Source organism: Nonomuraea sp. NPDC049625, assembly GCF_040675285.1.
Classification (GTDB): Bacteria; Actinomycetota; Actinomycetes; order Streptosporangiales; family Streptosporangiaceae; genus Nonomuraea; species Nonomuraea angiospora_A.
Map to the genome: position 1 here is coordinate 41448 of NZ_JBFAOQ010000019.1, position 20449 is coordinate 61896.

Sequence of the window (20449 nt, forward strand, 5' to 3'; positions counted from 1 at the left end):
GATTTACTGAAAAATGGGGAATTTTAGCGAAGCGACCGCCTTGACCGATCGCGGCGAAGGCGAGTTCGGGGCCGTGCTGGACGCCCAGTGGAGCGTCGGCAACCGGCTGCACGGCGGCTACCTGCTGGCCGTGCTCGCCAGGGCCGCCTGTGAGAGCCCGGCGGGCGCGGGCCACCCGCACGTGGCGGCCGTCAGCGGCTCCTTCATCGAGCCGCCCGAACCCGGCGAGGCCGTGGCCCGGGTGGAGACGCTGCGGGTCGGCAGGAGCGTGGCCCAGGTCAGGGCCGCGCTGGTGCAGGAGGGTCGCATCCGCGTCGAGTCGCACATCACGCTCGGCCTGCTGGACGACACCGGCCCCTGGTGGTCCTCGCACGAGCCGGTCGAGCTGCCGCCCGAGGAAAACTGCTTCCTCGCTCCCACCAACCCGCCGGGCACGGACCTCACGGTGCCGCTGATGGCCGTGGTCGAGGAGCGCATCGTCCCCGAGCACCTGTCCTTCGCGTTCGGCGCCCCCACCCGGGCCGGCGTCATCGCGAGCTGGCAGCGGCTGGCGGACGGCTCCGACTGGGACCCGCTGAGCCTGCTGGTGGCGCTCGACCCGGTGCCGCCGGTGTCGTTCGACCTGGGCCTGTCCGGGTGGGTGCCGACGATCCAGCTCTCGGCGTACATCCGCAGGCTGCCCGCTCCCGGGCCGATCAGGGTGCGGCTGGCGGCCACGGACGTCGGCGGCGACCGGATGGACGAGGTTGCCCACGTCTGGGACGACAAGGGCCGCCTGGTGGCCCAGGCGACCCAGCTCGCCGCCGTACGGCTGCCGTCCTAGCGGTAGATCTCCGGGACCGAGGCGCACCACGGGAAGATCTCGCTCCGGCTGGAACGGGTGACGTCGCCGCACAGGCCGACCTGGGTCGGCCGCTCGGCCCCCTTGGCGTGCAGGATCAGCACCGCCTTGTCGAGGGGGTACTGCCTGGGCGAGTCCGCGCCGAAGTCGAGCGCGCCCGTGGCGCCCTCGATGGCGTGCCCGCTCTGGTCGGGCGTGTAGAGCGTGCCGAGCTGGCGCCAGACGGTGTACGAGTTCACCGGCACGCGGTGCCGCTCCCTGCCGAGCCGCCGGATGGCGGTGATCATCGTCTCCGTGGCGTCGTAGGCCAGGGCGGCGTGCCCGTCCAGCGTCCGCCCCGGCCCCGGCTCCTCGCACTCGAAGGGGAACGTGGCGAACAGGGCCGCGTAGAAGTCGTGCCGCTGCGGCTCGCCGCACTTGTTCGGCGCGGCGGCGAACGACTCGTAGTAGTAGCCCACGCCGCTGACGGCCGACCTGACGCGCACGTCCGCGGCGTACCTGGTGACGTCGTCGCCGCCGAGGATGGTCGGCGGCGCGTCCGCGCACTTGTCGGCCACCCCCTTCACGAACTCGGCGAAGTCGGGAATCCCGCGCCCGGCGAAGTACACCAGCCCGTCGAACCCGCACGCCGACACCCCCGCGTCCCTGGGCTCCCCCGCGTAGGGGTCGTCGCTGCGGTCGTCGGGGCCCGGCTTGGCCCCTCCGACGGGCGTGAACCTGAGCCCCTCCACCGCGAACCCGCGCTCCTCCATCCGGGCGACGACCCGGGCCTTGAGGTTGGAGGCGTAGTAGTCGGTCACGTCGTGCGAGTAGTAGACCCGGGCCCGCCGCTTCACCTCGCCCTTCTTGACCAGCGAGTCGGCGAAGGCGGCCGCCATCCACGCCTGGCGGGAGTTCTGCGGGGCGACCTGGAAGTAGAACGGCGACTCGTTCACGAGGCGGTCGGCCGACAGCGTCGAGGCCACCATGGGCAGCCCGGCCTTGCCCAGCTCCTGGATGGCCGCGACGGTCTCCTGGCGGCTCTGGTCCAGTCCCACCACGCCCACGATGGGCGCCTCCTCGTCGCGGTGGCGCAACAGCAGCCGGGCGATGCTCGATCCGTGCTCCATCCTGCCGCCCGCGTTCGCCAGGAGGATGCGGACCAGCGGCTCGCTGGCACCGGCGGAGTTGTTCTGCCGCTTCTGCGCGATGGCGACGCCCGCCAGGCCCTCGCGGGCGGCGGCCAGCGTGTCCCGGTCCGTGGAGGTGAGCGCCGCGAGGTAGGCGATCGTCACGTACGGCCGGTCGCCGCCCTCGTGCAGCTTCGCGGCCCGCTCGTTCTCCTGCTGGAGCACGGCCTGGACCTGCCGCATCTCGGTGTTGCCCGGCGAGAACAGGTAGTCGGGCTCGGCCACGCCCACGCACTCGGTGCCGGCCAGCTGCCTGCCGCTCTCCGTCCACGGCGTCCACAGGCCGGTCGCGCAGGCGTTGCGGTGCCAGGCGGCGGTCTGGCCCGCGTACGCGCCGACGGCGCCCGCCAGGGCCATCCAGAACAGCGCGATGGCCGTCCAGGACGACCACCACGGCGCCACGCGGGCGAGCGGCACAAAGGCGGGGTCGGCGACGTCGTACCTGGTGAGGTCGGCGGGCACGGGCGGCGCCGAGATGGTGAGCGGCGTGTCCAGCACCCGCCGCCACGTGTCGCGGTCCTCGGCCGTGACCAGCTCGCGGCGCCAGCGGATGAGCCGCCACACCGAATCCTCGTCGTCCTCCAGGAGCACGGCGTCCGGCGTGTAGGAGACCACCACGACCGGATCGAACCTGCCGAGGTCCGCGCGCCGCTCCTCGACGAGCTCGACGAGCGCCTCGCCGTGCTCGTTGAGCAGCAGGAGCGGGTAGAAGACGTGGCCCGCGCCCCGCACGTGCAGCGGGGAGCGCCGGTACTGCCCGCTCAGGTCGTCCATGAACGCGCGCAGCAGCAGCCGCGCGACGCCCGGCTCGTCGGCCGGGTCCAGGTCGGCCAGCAGGGCGGCGACGCCGGGCGCCTTGGAGCCGTCGTCCGACAGCGCGCGCCGCAGCCAGCGGAACCGCCCGCCGAGTCCGGGCACGCGCCCGCTGAGCCGTAGGTCGTGCAGGAAGCCGGGTAACAGCTTGAGCAGCAGGTTGAGCGGGAACGGGACGTGTTCGGCGCCCCTGCCCGCGGTGTCGACGCCCCACCCCCAGTTGCGGTCGGACTCGCGCAGCACGCGGCGGGCCTGGTCCTCCTTGCCGTGCGACTCGGCCAGCTGCTCGACGATCTGGGCGGTCAGCTGATAGCGGGGGAAGCGCAGCCTCGTGCCGCGCAGGGCGGACACGATCCGGGAGAGGATCTTCGGCACCCCCTCGCCCGGCTGGATGTCGGGGCGGGCCCGCGGGATCCCGCGCGAGATGACCGGCGTGGCCTGCCTGTCCTGCGGCGCCAGGATCTCCGGCCAGTCGCCCGCCTCGCTCAGCTGGACCAGCGGGATGCCCATCCGTTCGACGTGCTGCTTCTTGTCCTCTTCCCCTCGCCACCTGGCCAGCCGTGGCTGCCTGGCGACGTGCGGCGAGTCCTGCACCCCCTCGCCCCTGGCCGGTCTGCGGCACAGGCGGTCTATGGTGTGGATGAAGTTGCCGACCCTGGCGGGGTCGTCGAGCATGACTGCCCCGTTGCTCATCTGATCTCTGTAACACGAGTCCGGGCGCGGACGGCTGCTTTTTCGGGCTCGATCCGGTAACCAACCGTCCGATGTGTGGACACGTGTCTCAGTTGCCGGGCAGTGGCCGTAACATGTGAAGACTCGCTAGCGATGGGAGATGCCCAATGCCCGCCCTCAGGTCACGTACAGTCACCCACGGCAGGAACATGGCCGGTGCCCGGGCCCTGCTCCGGGCGACCGGCGTAGCCGGGAGCGACTTCGGCAAGCCGATCATCGCGGTGGCCAACAGCTACACCCAGTTCGTGCCGGGCCATGTGCATCTCAAGGACGTCGGCGAGGTGGTGTCGGCCGCGATCCGGGAGGCCGGGGCGATCCCGCGGGAGTTCAACACGATCGCCGTGGACGACGGCATCGCGATGGGCCACGGAGGCATGCTCTACTCGCTCCCGTCGCGCGAGCTGATCGCCGACTCCGTCGAGTACATGGTCAACGCGCACTGCGCGGACGCGCTGATCTGCGTCTCCAACTGTGACAAGATCACGCCGGGCATGCTGCTGGCCGCGTTCAGGCTGAACATTCCGACGATCTTCGTCTCCGGCGGGCCCATGGAGGCCGGCAAGATCCCCGGCAAGAAGCTCGACCTCATCGACCCGATGATCGCCGCCGCCGACGACTCCGTCTCCGACGCCGCGCTGCTGGAGATGGAGGAGAGCGCCTGCCCGACCTGCGGCTCGTGCTCCGGCATGTTCACCGCCAACTCCATGAACTGCCTGGCCGAGGCCATCGGCCTCGCGCTGCCCGGCAACGGCACGATCCTGGCCACGCACAAGGCGCGCAAGAAGCTGTACGAGGACGCGGGCCGCCAGCTCGTGGAGATCACCCGGCGCTACTACGAGGACGACGACGCGTCGGTGCTGCCGCGCTCGATCGCCACCCGCGACGCGTTCGAGAACGCCATGACGCTCGACGTCGCGATGGGCGGCTCGACCAACACGATCCTGCACATCCTGGCCGCCGCCCGCGAGGCCGGCGTCGACTTCGGGCTCAAGGAGATCAACGAGATCTCGCTGCGGGTGCCGTGCGTCTGCAAGGTCGCCCCGGCCACGAACAAGTACCACATCGAGGACGTCCACCGCGCCGGCGGCATCCCCGGCATCCTGGGCGAGCTCGACCGGGCCGGGCTGCTGCACCGCGACGTGCCCACCGTGAACGGCGGCTCGCTGGCCGACATGCTGGCCGCCTGGGACGCGAAGTCGCCGACGGTGCTGCCCGAGGCCGTCGAGCTCTGGCACGCGGCCCCCGGCAACGTGCGCACGGTCAAGCCCTACTCGCAGGACAACCGCTGGGACGACCTCGACCTCGACCGCGCGGCCGGGTGCATCCGCGACCTGGAGCACGCCTACACCGCGGACGGCGGCCTGGCCGTCCTCTACGGCAACATCTCGCGCGACGGCGCGGTGGTGAAGACGGCCGGCGTGGACGAGTCGATCTGGAAGTTCAGCGGGCCCGCGGTGGTGTTCGAGTCGCAGGACGACGCGGTCGAGGGCATCCTCGGCGGGCGCGTCAAGGAGGGCGACGTGGTGGTCATCCGCTACGAGGGCCCCAAGGGCGGTCCCGGCATGCAGGAGATGCTCTACCCGACGTCCTTCCTCAAGGGCAAGGGGCTCGGCAAGGCCTGCGCGCTGGTCACCGACGGCCGCTTCTCCGGCGGCACCTCCGGCCTGTCCATCGGCCACGCCTCGCCCGAGGCCGCCGAGGGCGGCGCGATCGCGCTGGTCGAGGATGGTGACATCATCGACATCGACATCCCCAGCCGGTCGATGGAGCTGCGGGTGCCCGAGGCCGAGCTGGCCGCGCGGCGCGAGCGGCTCCTGGCCGACCTGGGCGGATACCGGCCGCGCGACCGCAACCGGCCGGTGAGCGCGGCCCTGCAGGCGTACGCGGCGATGACCACGTCCGCCTCCACGGGCGCCTCGCGCGACCTGTCCCAGCTGTCCCGGTAAGGAAGGCCTGTGCGGCAGGTGACAAGGACCTTGCCTGCCGCACAGGTTTTCGAAAAATGTCGGTCGTCGTCTCTAATATTGGGGTATGACGACAGTCGTGAAGCACGATACTCGCCCGCTGACGACCGCCGAGATCGCCGCCCTCGCCCTCTCCCTCGCTCACCTCGGATCGGGCCCGCAGGCCGTCACGGCACGACGTGGCCTGCAACACGCACTCGAGCACCTGGAGCTCGACGACGACGTCATCGCCACCACGCTCACGACCCTGACCGAGCCGCTGCCCGTCGAGGTCGCCTCCAGAGCCAGGCTCATGGCGGACGCCATCACCAGCCGTCTCATGATCCGCCTCCACTACCGCGACGCCTCCGGCATCATCACCTCGCGCGACGTCGAGCCGGTGACGTGCCTGGTCCACCGCGAATACTGGTATCTGGTCGGCGTGTGCAGGATGCGCCGGGGGATCAGGGCGTTCCGGTTCGACCGGATCATCGCGGTCGAGCCCACGCTCACGCCGTCCCGTCCGCACCTGGCCGACCGGTTCCTCCCGTTCCAGCGCCGCAAGCGCCCCAGGGCCGCATAGGAAACTGACCGGCGTTTGACCTTCCGCGCCCCCGGCCTTTGGGGTGGCGGCTGGCAGGCTCCCGCACATGCGCGTTCGGGGGATCTCGCTCGTCGTTGCCCTGCTGGCCGTGGCCGGCTGTGCAAACCCGTCAACCGTCGTCCCGCCTCAGGCCGCCTCCTTCGGGCAGCCGGGCGGGGTGGTCGTCGAGAGCGTGCTGCCTGTTGCCGCGCGGCGCGCTCTCGACCGCACGCTGGACCAGTACCTGCGCGAACGCCCCGGGCGCGCGGCGCTGGCCGTCTACGACCGCACGACCGGCGCCAGGTACTCCTACCGCGAGCGCACGCCGTTCGTGCTGGCGAGCGTGGCGAAGGTGGACATCCTGCTGGCGTTCCTGCTGGGCAAGCAGGGCGAGCTGAGCGCGTACGAGCGCACGCTCACCTCCAAGATGATCCGCGAGAGCGACAACGACTGCGCTCACGAGCTCTACCTGACGGTCGGCGGCCAGAAGGGGCTCACCAGGGTCCTGCGCCGGCTCGGCGTCGAGCAGACCTGGCCGGGGCCCGGGCTGTACTGGGGAACGACCCGCAGCCGGCCGTCCGACCAGGTCAAGGTGCTGGAGTGGCTCACGGACCCCGCGGGGCCGCTGCCGGCCTCCGACCGGCGCTACGCGCTGAAGCTCATGTCGTCCGTGGAGCCGTCACAGGCGTGGGGGGTCAGCTCGGCCGGGGGCGACGTGGCGCTCAAGAACGGCTGGCTGCCCGTGGACGCGCACGACGGGCAGTGGACGATCAACAGCGTGGGCCGGCTCGGCGTGGACGGGCACGACGTGCTCATCGCGGTGCTGTCGGAGCGCAGCCCGACCATGGAGACGGGGATCGCCACGGTCGAGCGGCTCGCCAAGCTGGCGGTGGAGGAGCTGACGCGTTCGCAGGCGACCTTCACCGCCGCCCAGGTGTTCTAGGCCGTCACAGGCCGTCACAGGCCGTTCTAGGAGCAGCACCCTCCGCCGCAGCAGCCGCCCCCGCTCGCCTTCGGAGCGGCCGCGCCGCCCGTCATCGACACCGTGGACAGCAGCTTCACCGTGTCGTCGTGGCCGTCGGGGCAGGTGGCCGGGTCGTCGGAGGCCGACATGGGACGGGAGACCTCGAACGTGGAGCCGCAGGCGCGGCAGCGGAAGTCGTATCGCGGCATGAGCCTAAGAGTAAGTCATGTGCTCGTAGTCGGACACGGGCACGTAGCCGATCGACTGGTAGACGGCGTTGCTCGTCGGGTTGCCCAGGTCGGTGAAGAGCACCACCTGGTCGCAGCGCTCGGCCAGGCCGACCTGGCTGGCGTACGCGGTGACCGCGGCCCCGTAGCCGTTCCTGCGGCACGAGGGCGGCGTGTAGACGGGCCCGATGCGGCAGACCCCGCCGACCGCCGGGGAGAGCGCGGCCAGCGAGACCGGCGCCTCGCCCGCCTCCCACACGAACAGCTCGCGGGCCGCCAGCCGCCGCGCGACCGACTCGACCACGTCGTCGCCCATGCCCATCCGCACCTCTTCGGCGAACGCCTGGTACCAGCTGACCAGCAGCGGGAAGTCGGCGGGGGCGGCGAGCCTGCCGCGTCCGGGCGTGCCGGGGACGGCGAGCGCCCCCAAGCGGTAGAGCCGCTCGGGCACCAGCCGCCCAGGCTCCCCCAGCAGCCGCTTGACCTCGGAGGTCAGCTCCACCCTGCCCACGACCTCGGCGGGGTCGCCGAGCGCGACCAGGAGCGGCTCGACGGCCTCCAGGGGCATGTCGGCGAGCCCGACCGGGTGCGGCGGGGTGTGGAAGACCGCGCCCCGAACCTCGCCGTCGACCGTCCACCAGCCGAACCGGGGACCCTTCGCGGGCATGCCGGCGCGCAGGTTGGCGAGGACGGTCAACGCGACCGTGTTGCGCACCGGGTCGCCGAGCAGGAAGGGCTCGGCGACCGCGGCGTACTCCTCAACATCTGAGGTGAAGGTCCACATGCCTGCTCATGGTGTCAGGCGGTGGCCACCCCTTACAAAGCGATATCTCAGGCCGCGGCCTCGAGGTAAGGCGCCCATTGGGGGTCTCCGATCAGCGACGCGCCGATGAGCCTCCAGTGAGCGCCCCGTGGCACCGCGGGGCTGAAGCGCAGCGTCCACCCCAGCTCCTCCAGGTACTTGTCGGCCTTCCTGTGGTTGCACGTGGTGCAGGAGGCGACACAGTTTTCCCAGGTGTGGGTGCCGCCCCGGGACCGCGGGATGACGTGGTCGATGGTCTCGGCCCGCTGCCCGCAGTAGGCGCAGCGGTAGTCGTCGCGCCTCATGAGGGCGGCCCTGGTCAGCGGGATGCGGGACCGGTAGGGGATGCGGACATATCTTCGCAGCCTGATCACCGAAGGGACGTCGAGCGTGTGGCTGGCGGAGCGCAGCACGGCGCCCCTGCCGTCCCGGTGGACGACGTCGGCCTTCTCCCGCAGCACCAGCACGACGGCCCGGTGCAGGGAAAGGGTGGTCAGCGGTTCGTAGGTGGCATTCAGCAGCAGGACCTGGCGCATCATGGAGCCTCTCCCTGCTGCGCGCGTATCAAAGGGGACATGCCGTGGCATGTCCCGACTGTCGGCCCCTCCTGGGGCACTTGTGCTTCCGTCACGTGGACCTCCGCCGGACGGTCCAGCGGATGGTCACCACGGCACCGTCCTGTCACCAAGTCTGGCGTTTGCACCCCGGTCCCCGCCACCCCAAATATCCTCCAACCGGAATGGACCAGAGGGACACACGTTACGTTTTATGCCCGCTTCACCAGCGCTTTACGCATGTCCTTTGGCAGTAGGGTTCCCAGCATGAAGCTGGAGCCGTACCCGACCGCACGCCGCGAAGACACCGTCGACACCCTGCACGGCACGCCCGTGCCAGATCCTTATCGATGGCTGGAGGATCCCGACAGTCCCGAGACGAAGGGGTGGCTGCTGGAGCAGGCCGAGCTGTTCAGCAGGGGCAGCGGGCCGCAGCGGTTCAAGAGCCGCATCGCCGAGCTGCTCAGGTCCGGCTCGGTCGGCGCGCCGGCGTGGCGCGGTGGCCGCCACTTCTTCAGCCGCCGCACGCCCGACCAGGAGCACGCCGTCTACTACGTCGTCGAGCCCGACGGGACCGAGCGGGCGCTGATCGACCCGATGGAGATCGACCCGTCGGGGTTGACCACGCTCGACGCCGTGCAGCCCGACAAGGAGGGGCGCCTGCTGGCGTACCAGATCTCCGTGGGCGGCAACGAGGAGTCGATCCTTTACGTCATGGACGTCACCACCGGCGAGCGCGTCGAGGGGCCGATCGACCGCTGCCGCTACTCCCCCATCGCGTGGCTGCCCGGCGGGGAGGCGTACTTCTACGTCCGCAGGCTGCCCAGCACCGAGGTCCCGGACAACGAGACGCAGTTCCACCGCCGCGTCTACCTGCACCGCGTCGGCACCTCCACCGAGGACGACGTGATGATCTTCGGCCAGGGGCTGAAGATGACCAACTACTACGGCGTCTCGGTCTCGCGTGACGGCCGCTGGCTGCAGGTCTCGGCGCACGAGGGCACCGCGCCGCGCAACGACCTCTGGGTGGCCGACCTGGCCGCGTCCCCGGCCGACCGGCCGGACCTGCGGGTCGTGCAGGAGGGCGTGGACGCGCAGGCGGGGCTGGTGTTCGGCCGCGACGGCAGGCTCTACGTCCACACCGACCGCGACGCGCCCAGGGCCCGGGTGTGCGTCACCGACCCGGCCGAGCCGGGCTTCGAGACCTGGCGCGACCTCATCCCCGAGGACCCCGAGGCGGTGCTGAACGACTTCGCGATCCTCGACGACCTGGAGCGCCCGGTCATCCTGGTGGGCTGGACCCGCCACGCGATCAGCGAGATCACCGTCCACGACCTGGAGACCGGCGAGCGCGTCGGCGAGGTGCCCACGCCCGGGCTCGGCTCCGTCGGAAGCCTCTCCGAGCGCCCCGAGGGCGGCTACGAGGCGTGGTTCGCCTACACCGACAACACCAGGCCGCCCTCCGTCCAGCGCTACGACGCCAGGACGGGCGAGACCACACTCTGGGCCGCCTCCCCGGGCGCGGTCGAGGTGCCCCCGGTGCGCACCTCGCAGGTCGTGTACCAGTCCAAGGACGGCACCGACGTCCGCATGCTGATCATCTCCCCCGCTGACGACACGCCCGGGCCGCGCCCCACCATCCTGTACGGCTACGGCGGCTTCGGCCTGTCGATGACCCCCGGCTACTCGGCGTCGATCCTGACCTGGGTCGAGGCCGGCGGGGTCTACGCCATCGCCAACCTGCGCGGCGGCGGCGAGGAGGGCGAGGAGTGGCACCGCGCGGGCATGCTCGGCAACAAGCAGAACGTGTTCGACGACTTCCACGCGGCGGCCGAACACCTCATCGCCACCGGCGTGACCACGCCCGAGCAGCTCGGCATCTCCGGCGGCTCCAACGGCGGCCTGCTGGTGGGCGCCGCGCTGACGCAGCGGCCGGAGCTGTACGCGGCCGTGGTCTGCTCGGCGCCGCTGCTCGACATGGTCAGGTACGAGCAGTTCGGGCTCGGCGCCACCTGGAACGTCGAGTACGGCACCGTCGAGGACCCCGAGCAGTTCGGCTGGCTGCTGGGCTACTCGCCCTACCACCACGTCCAGGAGTCGGTGAACTACCCCGCCACGCTCTTCACCGTCTTCCAGTCCGACACGCGCGTGCACCCGCTGCACGCGTGGAAGCTGTGCGCGGCGCTGCAGCACTCCTCGACCGGCGACCGCCCGGTGCTGCTGCGCAACGAGTCCGAGGTCGGGCACGGCGCCCGGTCGGTGAGCAGGTCCGTCGATCTGTCGGCCGACACGCTCACCTTCCTCGCCCGGCACACCGGTCTGTAGCCTCGACGGCATGAGCGCGCTGGGGCCGGCCATGGTCGAGGCCGCCCCGGCGCCGGGCCGCAGCCCTGCGTGACGCCTGCCGCGAGCGCCGGGCGGCCTCAGCCGGGGGTCAGGGAGTCGGGGGCCGGGACGGGCAGCGGATGGGCGCCCTCGGGACGCAGCCCGTCGAAGATCATGCTCAGGTAGCGCCGCCAGAGCCCCGGCGCCGCGTCGCCCAGCGGGGCCACCGCCTGGCAGGCGGCATTGATCAGCAGCACGACGTCGTGCCCCGTGACGTCGTGCCGTACGAACCCGTCGCGGCAGGCCCGGTCCGTGAGCGACCGGGCGACCGCCACCAGCCGATCGCTCGCGGCCCTGATCTGCGGATCCTCGCGCATGGCCGGGGTGAACGCCTGGCAGAACGAGCGCAGCTCGACCCCGGCGGCCATGAACTCCAGCAGCGCCGCCCCGGAGTCCGCCCCCTCGCGCAGCGCCTCTCCCCTGGCCACCAGCGACTCCAGCTGGTCGCTGAAGATCGCGGCCATGAGCTGCTCCTTGGTGGCGAAGTGCCGGAACACGGTGCCCTTGCCGATCCCAGCCCGCGCCGCGATGCGCGCGATCGAGACCTCCGTGCCGCGCTCCGCGAACTCGGCCGCCGCCGCGTCGAGCAGCAACCGCCTGTTACGCACCGCGTCCGCTCGCACATTCGCCACATCAGGACCCTACCGTAACCGGACCGCGCGGTCATATTATGCTTAACCTGACCGAGCGGTCCGTTTAGTTGGAGGTTCCCATGAAGGCACTGGTGGCGAGGGGCTACGGCGGGGTGGAGGTCCTGGAGGTGGCGGACGTACCCGTCCCACTGCCGGGCCCCGGCCAGATCCAGGTCCGCGTCGCGGCGGCCGGGCTCAACCCCGCCGACGTCCGGCTCGTGAGCGGGGTGTTCAGAGAGATGGCCCCCCTGGAGTTCCCGCACGTCCTCGGCAGCGACTTCGCCGGGACGGTCACGGCCGTCGGGCCGGGCGTGGCCCGATTCTCCGCGGGTGATGAGATATTCGGACTCGGCCTGGCGCGGGCCGCCGGGAGCATGGCGAGCCTGACGTCCTCGCCGCCGTCGTTCACGACGGGCACGATGGCCGAGTACGCGATCTTCGACGCCGACACGCCCGCCCTCGCGCACCGGCCGGCCGGCCTTCCCGTCGAGCACGCCGCCGCCCTGCCCATCGCCGCCCTGACCGCCCTTCCGCTGCTCCGCGCGGGGACCTTCGCGCCCGGCACGAAGGCGCTGGTCATCGGGGCGGCCGGCGGGGTGGGCGGAGCCGTCGTGCCGCTACTGGCGGACCGGGGCGTACACGTGATCGCCACCGCGATCCCGCCGGACGAGAGCTACGTACGCGGCCTGGGAGCCGCGGAGACGATCGACCACAGCTCCGCGGACACCGCCGCCGAGACCCTGCGCCGCCACCCCGGCGGCGTCGACGCCCTGGTCAACCTGGTGCTCCCCGGCCCGGCCCTGGCCGAGCCGGCACGGGTCGTCCGTCCGGAAGGGCCGCTGCTGACCGTCGCCTTCCCCAGCCCCGACCCGTCCACCGGCTTCAAGACCGTCTACACCCACGCCCGTCCCGGCGATCTGGACGAGGTGGCCGCCCTCGCGGTGAAAGGCACGCTGCCTTCCACCGTCAGCCGCCGCTACCCGCTGGCCGAGGCGGCGCGGGCGTACCGGGATCTGGTCCACGAGCACGTGCGGGGCAAGCTGGTGATCAGCGGGTAGCTAGCGCGGGAAGACGATCGTCTTGTGCCCGTCCAGCAGGACCCGCTGCTCGGCGTGCCACTTGACCGCCCTGGCCAGGGCAAGGCACTCCACGTCGCGGCCGATCGCCACGAGGTCCTCCGGAGAGTGGCTGTGGTTGACCCGGGCCACCTCCTGCTCGATGATCGGCCCCTCGTCCAGGTCGGAGGTCACGTAGTGGGCCGTGGCGCCGATCAGCTTGACGCCGCGGTTGTGGGCCTGGTGGTACGGCTTGGCGCCCTTGAACGACGGCAGGAACGAGTGGTGGATGTTGATCGCCCGCCCGGCCAGCTTCTCGCACAGCTCGCCCGAAAGCACCTGCATGTAGCGGGCCAGCACCACCAGGTCGGCCTGGTAGTGCTCCACCAGCGCCAGCACCTCGGACTCCTGCCTCGCCTTGGTCTCGGGGGTGACCGGCAGGTGGTGGTAGTCGATCCCGTTGGACTGGGTGAGCGGCCGCAGGTCGGGATGGTTGGAGACGACCGCGACGATCTCGATGTCCAGGGCCTTGGACCGGACGCGGTAGAGCAGGTCGTTCAGGCAGTGGTCGAACTTGCTGACCATGATCAGCACGCGCGGCTTCCTGGCCACGTCGCGCACCTTGAACTCCATGGCGAAGTCCGGCGCGAGCGTCGCGAAGGCGCCGTTGAGCTCGTCCTCGCCCAACGGCCCCGCGAACTGGACACGCATGAAGAAGCGCTGCCCGGCCCGGTCGCCGAACTGCTGGCTCTCGATGATGTTGCATCCGTGCCCGGCCAGCAGGCCGGAGACGGCGGCCACCACACCGGGCCGGTCGGGGCAGGACAGCGTCAGGATGTATTCGGCGGGGCTGGTCATGCCTTCACTCTCACGGGCGTGGGATCGGCGGTCACCGCAGGGCTGATCCTGGCCGGTGACCATCACAGAGAGTACCCGACACACGTTACGCGTCCGCTCGTCCATCTTCCATGTGATCCCGGGTAGTTAAGGGGGAACGCGGATTCGGGAGGGGCAACCCCGGGTTGTCTCGCGGCTTGGGATGGAGCGCGGTCCTTGGACGTCGCCGTACTGATCGTGGTCGCCGGCCTCTTCGCCGTCGTGTCCGGGGTCAACGACGGAGGCGCCCTCCTCGCCACCGGGCTGAAGCTGCCCTCGGTGCGCCCGGCCACCGGCATCCTCGTGCTCGTGGTGCTGACGGCGGTGGTCCCGCTGGTCACGCATCAGGTGGCGGTGACGTTCACGACCAGGCTGGCCTCGTTCCACGCCTCGGGCGGCAGGATCGCGATGACCGTCGCGGTGATCTCGGCGCTGGCCGTGGTGACCGCGCTCAGCATGAAGGGCCTGCCGACCAGCCTCACGCTCGCCGTCGTGGGCGGGCTCACCGGTGCGGGGCTGGGCTGGGGGCTGCCGGTGTCGCCGGGCTCGGTGCTGCTGGTGCTGGCGTTCGGGGTGGCGGCGCCCTTCGTGGGCGGGCTGCTGGGCTGGGTGCTCGTCCGGGTGCTCCTGATCACGGTCACGGCCGGCGGGTTGCGGCGCTGGCACCAGGTGGGGTTCCTCCTGCAGAGCCTCGCCTACGCCGCCAACGACGGGCAGAAGATGCTGGCCGTGTTCATGATCATGTTCGGCTTCTCGGGCACGCCGCTCCCGTACACGTCGCTGGTGGCCGTCCTCTTCGGGCTCGGCACCATGTACGGCCTCCCCAAGGCGGGCCGCACGCTGGGCCGCGAGCTCATCGCCTCCCGGCCTCCGCACGGGGTCGCGGCCGAGCTGGCCGCGGGCACGGCGGTGATCGCCTGCGCGGCCGTGGGCATGCCGGTGAGCATGACCCAGGCCATCGCCGGCGGGCTCATCGGCGCGGGCGTGGCACGGGGCGGCGGCCGCGTCCGCTGGTACGCCACCGGCAAGATCGTCGCAGCCTGGCTCCTGACGCTGCCGGCCGGCGCCCTGCTGGGCGCGGGGCTGGCGGCGCTGGTGAAGGCGATCGCGAGGGTTGAACTCTCATGAAGGGACGGCGAACGTGAAGCACTCTTCGAGGGCGGCTCCGCCCATGACGCGCCGCCCCGGCTCCGCGAAGGCGGCCGGACCATGAAGCGGCTGCGGCGGATCCGCAACCTCATGACCGGCCGCATGGACAGCGCGCTCACGGAGGCCCTGCTCGGCCAGCTCCGGGCCACCAAGGAAGGCGCGTGGCTGGCGATGGCCATGATCGGGGGCGAGGTGGGCAGGACGGGCGCGCACGAGCAGATGCGCTCGATCGAGCACGTCGGCGACGAGGAACGCGCCTGCCTCGTCGAGGAGCTCAAAACGGCCCTGGTCACCCCGATCGACCCGGAGGACCTGTTCCGGCTGTCACGCGCCATCGACGACGTGCTGGACTCCTTGCGGGACTTCGTCCGCGAGTCCCACCTCTACCGGGTCCCCGACCAGATCCGCTTCACTCCCCTGCTCGACCAGGTCATCGTCGGCATCGAAGCGCTGGAGAACGCGGTCCGCGACCTCGCCTCCCGCCCCTCCGCCGTGGTCCAGGACGCGCTGGAGGCGAAGAAGGTGGGCGGGTCGATCCGGCGGATGTACCAGTACGAGATCTCGCGCATCTTCTCGGGCGAGGTGACCGCGGAGGCGCTGAAGAGGCGGGAGCTGGTACGCCGCCTCGAGATCGTCGGAGTCGCCATCGGCGATGCCGCGGACGCCATCGCCGACGGCGCCATGAAGCGCTAGCCGAAGGCGTTGACCCCGGTCAGCTCGGCGGAGAGCGCCCACAGCCGGGCGGCCTGCTCCGGGTCGATCGCATAGTCGCGCACCCCGGGCCCGACGGCCTCCGTGGTCGGCTCGGCGAGGTCGCAGTCCTCGCAGTAGACGCCGCCCATGCCCGCCAGCTGCGGCGAGGTGGCCGCCCACACCTGGGTGGCCGCGCCCTGCTCGGGGGTCTTGAACGTGGGGTCCAGGGCGTTGCCCTCCTCGTCGATCCACCCCGCGGCGACCATCTCCTCCTTGCGGAGGTGGCGCTGCAGCGGCGTGAGGATGGCGCCCGGGTGCAGCGCGAACGCCCGCACCCCCGCGTCCCGGCCGAGCGCGTCGAGCTGGACGGCGAACAGGACGTTGGCGGTCTTCGCCTGCCCGTAGGCCTGCCACTTGTCGTAGCCCCGCTCGAACTGGACGTCGTCCCACCGGATGCCCGCATGCCGGTGCCCAGCGGACGAAACGGACACGACCCGTCCCCGGCCCTGGGCGACGGCCGGCCAGAGGCGGTTGACGAGCGCGTAGTGGCCCAGGTGGTTCGTGGCGAACTGCGCCTCCCACCCGGGGCCCACCCTCGTCTCCGGGCAGGCCATGATCCCGGCGCTGTCGATGACGATCTCGACGCTGCGGCCGGTGGCCAGGAAGCGCTCGGCGAACTGCCGTACGCTCTCCAGATCGGCGAGGTCGAGCTCGTCCACCTCGACCCCGCCGATGCCCCCGACCGCTTCCTCGGCGGCCTCGCGACGGCGCGCGGGCACCACGACGTGCGCTCCGGCTCGGGCGAGCGCCCGTGTGGTCTCCAGGCCGATGCCCGAGTAGCCGCCGGTGACGATCGCCAGCTTTCCTGAGAGATCGATCCCGTGGAGCACGTCGTCCGCGGTGCTCCTGGCCCCGAATCCCGACCCGATCTTGTGTTGCGGCGTTGTCATGCGACTCACGCTACGAGTTGGAGCCCACTCGAGGTCAAACGCTCCGACGGGCGTTACAGGCCGAGGGGCTGGGCGAGGTCGGTCAGCTGGGTCAGGGCATGGGCGAGGTCCGGGACGTCCGGGGAGAGCGGCTGGATGACGACGTGGTCGGCCCCCGCGTCCAGGTGGGCGTGCACGCGCTTGGTGATGGCGTCGGCGTTGCCCCAGGCCACGATGGCGTCCGCGAGGCGGTTGCTGCCGCCGTCGGCGAAGTCGTCGTCCTTGAAGCCCAGCGTGCGCAGGTTGTTGAGGTAGTTGGGCAGCGTCAGGTAGTAGGACATGTGGGCGCGGGCGATCTCGCGGGCGCGGGCCGGGTCGGACTCCAGGACGACCGCCTGCTCGGGGATCAGGAGCGGGCCCTGGCCGAGGATCCGGCGGGCCTGCGCGGTGTGCTCCGGCGGCACGAAGTAGCTGTGGGCGCCGTCCGCCAGGTCCCTGGAGAGCTCCAGCATCTTGGGCCTCAGCGCGGCGAGGACCCTGGGAACCGGGACCGGGGGTACGGGCAGCGTCCGGCCGGCCTGGTCCATGGCCTCCAGGTAGGTGCGCATCGCGGCCAGGGGCTTGGCGTAGTCGTGGCCGCGGCCGGTGACCAGCGGGGCATGGCTGACCCCTATGCCGAGCAGGAACCGGTCGGGAAAGGCGTCGCCCAGCGCGGCCGCGCCCGCGGCCATGGCCGTGGCGTCGCGCACCCAGATATTGGCGATGCCGGTGCCGACCGCGATGCGCCGGGTGGCCGCCAGCAGGACGGCGGACATGACGAGCGGCTCCTTGCTGCTCTTGCCCTCGTTGACCCAGAGCGAGCCGTAGCCCAGCGACTCGATCGTGGCCGCCGCACGACGCGCCTCCTCGGCGGGGGCCGTGCCGATCATGGGATGCCACACTCCGACGCGCCCGATGTCCACGGCCGCTCCCCTCGCATAGAATGTTCGATCGAGATGGAACACTACAACAATGTTCGATCGCAGTCGAACAGGACGCGCGGTCTGACGCACACATCCCCGATCGAGGTCTCGCTGCAGGCCGCCCTCGACGCTCTGGGCGATCCGATCCGGCGCCGCATCGTGCGGGAGCTGGCGGACGTCCCCGACTGGACGCGCGCCTGCGGCACGTTCTCCCACCTCCCGGTGGCCAAGTCCACGCTCAGCCACCACTTCTCGGTGTTACGCAACGTGGGGCTGCTGGAGCAGCGCGACGAAGGCGCCCGGCGGCTCAACCGCCTGCGCCAGGAGGAGTTCGATCACCGCTTCCCCGGCTTGCTGGGGCTCGTGCTGGAGGAGGAGCGGCAGGAGTAACGTCGGGCTGGTGGGTGCCATAGAGGGGCAAGCGGGCATCAGCGACCGGCCTGCGGCTCGGGTCGTCTGCCTGGATCGCGACGGCAGGGTGCTGCTCATGCACTGGTACGACCCCGTCAGCCGCATGGACATCTGGGAGCCGCCCGGCGGCGGGATCGACCCCGGCGAGACGGCGCTGGAGGCGGCCAGGCGCGAGCTGGGCGAGGAGACCGGGCTGCCGGGCTCGGCGGTGCGGGAGCGGTTCGTCGAGGTCGAGCGCGACTTCTCGTGGCTGGGAGTGCGGTACGTGAAGACCGAGCCGTTCTTCCTGGCCATCTTCGAGGAGGCGCGGCCGGAGGTGGATCCCGGGGAGCTCACGGAGGAGGAGCGAGTGGCCTACCGGGGCTACGCCTGGGCCGAGGAGTTGCCCGGCAACGTGGAGCCGCCCGAGCTGGCGAAGGTGATCGAGCGGCTCACGGCGCGGTGAGGCGTCATCACAGGTCCAGCGTGATGCCCTCGGAGGCGACCTCCAGCGTGCCGTCATAGGACTTCGCGGCGGCCAGCAGCGCGAGCGCCGGGGACGTGTCGGGCCACAGGTGGGTGAGGAGCAGGCGGCCCACGCCCGCCGAGGCCGCGGTGCGGCCCGCGTCCAGGGCGCTGGACAGGTAAGGCGCGTCCTCTTCGGGGATCCGTTCCGGATAGGTCGCTTCGGCCACCAGCAGGTCCGCTCCCTCCGCCAGCACCGCCAGCTCGGGGGACGGCCCCGTGTCCCCGGTGTAGGCGATCACGCGATCTCCGGCGCTCAGCCGCAGGCCGGCGTTGGGCACGTGGTGCGGCAGGTCGAACACGTCCAGGCGGAACGGACCGATCTCGTACGGCACGCCGGGCGCCAGATCGCGCGTCACGAGGCTGCCCGCCAGCATGCGCGGCTTGTCCAGCGCCAGGACGGCGTCCAGCGCGCCCGGCGGCGCGTACACCGGCAGGGCGGGAGCGGGGACGTCGGCGAGGGCGCGGGCGCGCAGCAGCGGGTTGAGGTCGGCGCAGTGGTCGGGGTGGCCGTGGGTGACCAGCACCGCGTCCACCTCGTCGGCCCGCATGCGCCCGAGGAGCCTCGGCAGCGTGGCATAGCCGGGATCGACGAGGACGCGGAACCCCTCGGTCTCCACCACGTACCCGCTGCACGCCTGCCCCGCCGCAGGCCAAGCCCCACATCCGCCCAAAACAGTAAATTTCACACTAACTCCACACGAAATAGGAAAAGTCGGCAAAGATCCAGGACGCGGCGAGCGGGAGCGCGCGGGCCCTCACACGTGGGGGCCGTCGCGGAAATGGCCGAGTTCGTCGAGCGTCGTCACCAGGAGCCCGCGTAGCAGCCGCCCCGCCACCTTCTCGTGATCGGGCTCCACGGGCACGCCCTTGCCCACCTTCTCGACGTACGCCTCGCGCTCCCGCGGGTCGGTGTACGGCAGCGCGGTCATCCCCACGGCCACCGCGACCCGGGTGCCGCCCCGGGGCAGCACGGCCACGGTGTGCGTACGCAGGCAGGTCTCGTCAGGAGCGCCGTACCAGCCGCTCTTGACCCCGGCCCCGGGCGAGCGGATCGCCTCCCGGGCCCCGAACGCCTGCGACGCGCTGACCTGCCGCATCCACCCCAGGATGGTCTCCGCGACCGGGTCGCCGGCGACGGCGGCCTGGGCGAGCACCGCGTACGCGATGGCGACCTCGTCGGCCGCCACCTCGACGGAGCCGAACCGCGAGGGGTCGCCGTTGGGCGGCGACCAGGCGATGCCGGTGCGGCTGCGGAGGTCGTCGAGGATGACCCGGGGACCGACGGCCAGCCAGAGGTTGAGCGTGTCGGCGTTGGAGGACACGACCACGGCGGGCTCGGCGTGCCGCCGCCACCGTTCGGCGTCGGGGATGTGGGCCGCGCTCACCCACGCGTACAGGGGCTTGAGCAGCGAGGCGCAGCGCAGCCGCGCCAGCCCCACGGTGACGCCCACCGTGCGGGCGGGCGGCCCGCCGTAGCCGCGTCTGATGCCCGCGGCCTGGACGCTGGCGCTGTGGTCGAGGTCTTTGAGCAGGTCGTTGAAGCCCACGCCCCCACCGTAGACCTACGAAGGGCTCCCCCAGCGGCCTTCGTACCACTCCGTGCTCGGCGGGTCGCCGGGCAGCTCGGTCGTCCCCGGCGCGCGCAGGCCGTCGAGCGCGATGGTCAGCAGCCGCTCCTTGGCGTGCGGATGCTCGGCGCCGGGCGCCGGGCGGCTGAACTGCTCCATGAGCAGCGAGATGTCCAGCGTGGTGACGTCGCCCCTGAGCACGCCGGCCGCGCGCGCCCTGGTGATCAGCCGGTCGGCGAGTTCGGTGCCCTTGCGCGCCGTGCGCCACATCTCGTCGGTGACCTCGATGGTGCCGGCGACCGGTGCGAGCGCGCCCGACCTGAACCCCACGCACGCGCGGATGTAGGAGGCCAGCCCCTCCCACGGGTCCGGCTCGGCCAGCCCGGCCTCGGCCGCCTCGACCCCGCGCTCCATGGCGATCACGCACAGGCGCTGGAGCAGCTCCTCCTTGGTGCGGTAGCGGCGGTAGAGGCTGCCCATGCCCACGCCCGCCGCCTTGGCGATGGCCGACACCGGCGCGTCGAACCCCTGCGTCGTGAACACCTCGTGCGCGGCCCGCAGCAGCCGCAGATCGTTGCGCGCGGCCTCGGCCTGCCTCCCGCGTGTGCTCATGCCGTACAGGATATTAGTATTTTCGGAGCGAATCGCTCCGAT

At 71.7% G+C, this 20449-nt stretch carries 21 protein-coding genes; 10 read left to right on the forward strand and 11 right to left on the reverse strand.

From position 1 onward, the window contains the following. Positions 1 to 40: 40 nt before the first annotated feature. A complete protein-coding gene (locus AB0J87_RS52285) occupies positions 41 to 823 on the forward strand; it encodes a thioesterase family protein (protein ID WP_363980695.1) in 783 nt (260 codons plus the stop codon). Here the strand turns inward: AB0J87_RS52285 and AB0J87_RS52290 are convergent. Next, on the reverse strand, positions 820 to 3516 hold the full coding sequence (locus tag AB0J87_RS52290) for an ABC transporter substrate-binding protein (protein WP_363980698.1): 2697 nt from the start codon (positions 3514 to 3516) through the stop codon (positions 820 to 822). The genes AB0J87_RS52285 and AB0J87_RS52290 overlap by 4 nt on opposite strands. Before the next feature lie 146 nt (positions 3517 to 3662). On the opposite strand from AB0J87_RS52290, the gene ilvD reads away from it, so the two are divergent. The 3 genes from ilvD to AB0J87_RS52305 all read left to right on the forward strand — a co-directional run bounded on the left by ilvD (position 3663) and on the right by AB0J87_RS52305 (position 7024). Further along, positions 3663 to 5501, forward strand: a complete 1839-nt coding sequence (gene ilvD / locus AB0J87_RS52295) for a dihydroxy-acid dehydratase (RefSeq protein WP_363980701.1) — start codon at positions 3663 to 3665, stop codon at positions 5499 to 5501. An 85-nt stretch (positions 5502 to 5586) separates the two neighbouring features. Further along, positions 5587 to 6081, forward strand: coding sequence for a WYL domain-containing protein (locus tag AB0J87_RS52300; protein ID WP_350731538.1), 495 nt, complete (start codon positions 5587 to 5589; stop codon positions 6079 to 6081). 67 nt (positions 6082 to 6148) lie between these two features. Further along, positions 6149 to 7024, forward strand: a complete 876-nt coding sequence (locus AB0J87_RS52305) for a serine hydrolase (protein ID WP_363980704.1) — start codon at positions 6149 to 6151, stop codon at positions 7022 to 7024. 26 nt (positions 7025 to 7050) lie between these two features. Here AB0J87_RS52305 and AB0J87_RS52310 read toward each other — a convergent pair whose 3' ends face one another. From AB0J87_RS52310 to AB0J87_RS52320, 3 genes are read right to left on the reverse strand one after another with little or no spacing between them, the layout of a single operon-like run. Continuing rightward, positions 7051 to 7254, reverse strand: coding sequence for a zinc ribbon domain-containing protein (locus AB0J87_RS52310; protein ID WP_355200186.1), 204 nt, complete (start codon positions 7252 to 7254; stop codon positions 7051 to 7053). A 4-nt stretch (positions 7255 to 7258) separates the two neighbouring features. Further along, positions 7259 to 8056, reverse strand: coding sequence for a GNAT family N-acetyltransferase (locus tag AB0J87_RS52315; RefSeq protein WP_363980707.1), 798 nt, complete (start codon positions 8054 to 8056; stop codon positions 7259 to 7261). Positions 8057 to 8103: 47 nt separating this feature from the next. Then, a complete protein-coding gene (locus tag AB0J87_RS52320) occupies positions 8104 to 8610 on the reverse strand; it encodes an HNH endonuclease (RefSeq protein WP_350731891.1) in 507 nt (168 codons plus the stop codon). 285 nt (positions 8611 to 8895) lie between these two features. Here AB0J87_RS52320 and AB0J87_RS52325 point away from each other — a divergent pair, with 285 nt between their 5' ends. After that, the gene (locus AB0J87_RS52325; RefSeq protein ID WP_363980710.1) at positions 8896 to 10953 is read left to right on the forward strand and encodes a prolyl oligopeptidase family serine peptidase; all 2058 of its coding nucleotides are present in this window, start codon (positions 8896 to 8898) and stop codon (positions 10951 to 10953) included. A gap of 98 nt (positions 10954 to 11051) precedes the next feature. Here AB0J87_RS52325 and AB0J87_RS52330 read toward each other — a convergent pair whose 3' ends face one another. Then, on the reverse strand, positions 11052 to 11645 hold the full coding sequence (locus tag AB0J87_RS52330) for a helix-turn-helix domain-containing protein (protein WP_363980713.1): 594 nt from the start codon (positions 11643 to 11645) through the stop codon (positions 11052 to 11054). A gap of 80 nt (positions 11646 to 11725) precedes the next feature. Between AB0J87_RS52330 and AB0J87_RS52335 the strand changes: the two genes are divergently transcribed. Then, positions 11726 to 12703 (forward strand): NADP-dependent oxidoreductase, encoded by a 978-nt coding sequence (locus tag AB0J87_RS52335; RefSeq protein WP_363980716.1) that lies wholly within the window; start codon positions 11726 to 11728, stop codon positions 12701 to 12703. Here AB0J87_RS52335 and purU read toward each other — a convergent pair whose 3' ends face one another. Then, positions 12704 to 13558: a formyltetrahydrofolate deformylase gene (gene purU / locus AB0J87_RS52340; RefSeq protein ID WP_363980719.1), complete on the reverse strand. Its 855-nt coding sequence runs from the start codon at positions 13556 to 13558 to the stop codon at positions 12704 to 12706. It lies immediately after the preceding gene. 195 nt (positions 13559 to 13753) lie between these two features. Here purU and AB0J87_RS52345 point away from each other — a divergent pair, with 195 nt between their 5' ends. After that, a complete protein-coding gene (locus AB0J87_RS52345) occupies positions 13754 to 14704 on the forward strand; it encodes an inorganic phosphate transporter (RefSeq protein ID WP_363980722.1) in 951 nt (316 codons plus the stop codon). Between the two features lie 81 nt (positions 14705 to 14785). Beyond that, positions 14786 to 15418 (forward strand): DUF47 family protein, encoded by a 633-nt coding sequence (locus AB0J87_RS52350; RefSeq protein ID WP_363980725.1) that lies wholly within the window; start codon positions 14786 to 14788, stop codon positions 15416 to 15418. Here the strand turns inward: AB0J87_RS52350 and AB0J87_RS52355 are convergent. Next, a complete protein-coding gene (locus AB0J87_RS52355; RefSeq protein WP_363980728.1) occupies positions 15415 to 16368 on the reverse strand; it encodes an SDR family NAD(P)-dependent oxidoreductase in 954 nt (317 codons plus the stop codon). The genes AB0J87_RS52350 and AB0J87_RS52355 overlap by 4 nt on opposite strands. Before the next feature lie 53 nt (positions 16369 to 16421). Next, complete coding sequence (locus AB0J87_RS52360; RefSeq protein WP_363980731.1) at positions 16422 to 17309, reverse strand: TIGR03620 family F420-dependent LLM class oxidoreductase; 888 nt, start codon at positions 17307 to 17309, stop codon at positions 16422 to 16424. 33 nt (positions 17310 to 17342) lie between these two features. On the opposite strand from AB0J87_RS52360, the gene AB0J87_RS52365 reads away from it, so the two are divergent. Further along, positions 17343 to 17699 (forward strand): ArsR family transcriptional regulator, encoded by a 357-nt coding sequence (locus AB0J87_RS52365; protein ID WP_350731560.1) that lies wholly within the window; start codon positions 17343 to 17345, stop codon positions 17697 to 17699. A gap of 10 nt (positions 17700 to 17709) precedes the next feature. Further along, the gene (locus AB0J87_RS52370) at positions 17710 to 18165 is read left to right on the forward strand and encodes an NUDIX domain-containing protein (RefSeq protein ID WP_363980734.1); all 456 of its coding nucleotides are present in this window, start codon (positions 17710 to 17712) and stop codon (positions 18163 to 18165) included. 7 nt (positions 18166 to 18172) lie between these two features. Here AB0J87_RS52370 and AB0J87_RS52375 read toward each other — a convergent pair whose 3' ends face one another. The 3 genes from AB0J87_RS52375 to AB0J87_RS52385 form a co-directional block, all read right to left on the reverse strand. Next, positions 18173 to 18913 carry an MBL fold metallo-hydrolase gene (locus tag AB0J87_RS52375; protein ID WP_363980737.1) on the reverse strand — a complete coding sequence of 247 codons (741 nt, stop codon included), beginning with the start codon at positions 18911 to 18913 and terminating at the stop codon, positions 18173 to 18175. A gap of 69 nt (positions 18914 to 18982) precedes the next feature. Beyond that, a complete protein-coding gene (locus tag AB0J87_RS52380; protein WP_363980740.1) occupies positions 18983 to 19774 on the reverse strand; it encodes a hypothetical protein in 792 nt (263 codons plus the stop codon). A gap of 15 nt (positions 19775 to 19789) precedes the next feature. Beyond that, on the reverse strand, positions 19790 to 20407 hold the full coding sequence (locus AB0J87_RS52385; protein WP_363980743.1) for a helix-turn-helix domain-containing protein: 618 nt from the start codon (positions 20405 to 20407) through the stop codon (positions 19790 to 19792). Between the last annotated feature and the right edge of the window lie 42 nt (positions 20408 to 20449).

Excerpts from the sequence above, each read along its gene's own strand:
- AB0J87_RS52325 (WP_363980710.1), top strand. The coding sequence starts at position 8,896 with ATGAAGCTGGAGCCGTACCCGACCGCACGCCGCGAAGACACCGTCGAC.
- AB0J87_RS52320 (WP_350731891.1), bottom strand. The coding sequence starts at position 8,610 with ATGCGCCAGGTCCTGCTGCTGAATGCCACCTACGAACCGCTGACCACC.
- ilvD (WP_363980701.1), top strand. The coding sequence starts at position 3,663 with ATGCCCGCCCTCAGGTCACGTACAGTCACCCACGGCAGGAACATGGCC.
- AB0J87_RS52365 (WP_350731560.1), top strand. The coding sequence starts at position 17,343 with ATGGAACACTACAACAATGTTCGATCGCAGTCGAACAGGACGCGCGGT.
- AB0J87_RS52335 (WP_363980716.1), top strand. The coding sequence starts at position 11,726 with ATGAAGGCACTGGTGGCGAGGGGCTACGGCGGGGTGGAGGTCCTGGAG.
- AB0J87_RS52305 (WP_363980704.1), top strand. The coding sequence starts at position 6,149 with ATGCGCGTTCGGGGGATCTCGCTCGTCGTTGCCCTGCTGGCCGTGGCC.
- AB0J87_RS52315 (WP_363980707.1), bottom strand. The coding sequence starts at position 8,056 with ATGTGGACCTTCACCTCAGATGTTGAGGAGTACGCCGCGGTCGCCGAG.
- AB0J87_RS52310 (WP_355200186.1), bottom strand. The coding sequence starts at position 7,254 with ATGCCGCGATACGACTTCCGCTGCCGCGCCTGCGGCTCCACGTTCGAG.
- AB0J87_RS52350 (WP_363980725.1), top strand. The coding sequence starts at position 14,786 with ATGAAGCGGCTGCGGCGGATCCGCAACCTCATGACCGGCCGCATGGAC.
- AB0J87_RS52300 (WP_350731538.1), top strand. The coding sequence starts at position 5,587 with ATGACGACAGTCGTGAAGCACGATACTCGCCCGCTGACGACCGCCGAG.
- AB0J87_RS52385 (WP_363980743.1), bottom strand. The coding sequence starts at position 20,407 with ATGAGCACACGCGGGAGGCAGGCCGAGGCCGCGCGCAACGATCTGCGG.
- AB0J87_RS52355 (WP_363980728.1), bottom strand. The coding sequence starts at position 16,368 with ATGACAACGCCGCAACACAAGATCGGGTCGGGATTCGGGGCCAGGAGC.
- purU (WP_363980719.1), bottom strand. The coding sequence starts at position 13,558 with ATGACCAGCCCCGCCGAATACATCCTGACGCTGTCCTGCCCCGACCGG.
- AB0J87_RS52290 (WP_363980698.1), bottom strand. The coding sequence starts at position 3,516 with ATGAGCAACGGGGCAGTCATGCTCGACGACCCCGCCAGGGTCGGCAAC.